The organism is uncultured Microbulbifer sp. (assembly GCF_947489355.1).
In the GTDB taxonomy this organism is placed as follows: domain Bacteria; phylum Pseudomonadota; class Gammaproteobacteria; order Pseudomonadales; family Cellvibrionaceae; genus Microbulbifer.
The window spans coordinates 1-492 of sequence record NZ_CANLDD010000176.1 but is presented as its reverse complement, the minus strand read 5'-3'; the positions used below and the strand labels follow the sequence as shown (position 1 = coordinate 492).

1 protein-coding gene is annotated in these 492 nt (G+C 48.0%); it reads right to left on the bottom strand.

Features of this window, described 5'->3' with window-relative positions:
• Nucleotides 1-230: 230 nt before the first annotated feature.
• The gene (locus Q1A48_RS21350; protein WP_299948890.1) at nt 231-389 is read right to left on the bottom strand and encodes a hypothetical protein; all 159 of its coding nucleotides are present in this window, start codon (nt 387-389) and stop codon (nt 231-233) included.
• Nucleotides 390-492 lie beyond the last annotated feature (103 nt).

The window sequence follows — 492 nt, the reverse complement described above, 5'->3', positions numbered from 1 at the left end:
CGTCTGAGTTTTCCTACCCTCCAGAATCGCGCGAACCATTGGCCCGTTAAATAGGATTGGGCGCTCTTTTGCTATTTCACCCATCTGTACTTCCCTCCGTTGTTGTGCCGGTTTTCGAGCCTCAAATGAGACTCTAAAAATTAACCTGCACCTATTGTTACTTCAGAAAATGAGTGCGGCGATGCCGGTGAGGGATTGCCAGAGTCTCACTGGGTGGCTGCTATAAATTTTCATTTTCGCCCTCTGATCTCTATCACAGCCTCCCAGCCAACAATGAATACAACCCCGCAATTTTCGCAGCGAAGATCAACATCATCACAAGCGTGATCTGGCAAATCTTCTATTTCGATATCTGCTTGTTTAAGGCAGTCTTCACATTCGAAAAACATGCTCAAGCCTCCTTTCGTATCAGTTACCGGCCTTCCACCGGCTCGGGGATTTCAATCCTTGGATGGCTCGCTAAACGCCGGCATGACTTGCTGTAAAAGCCAG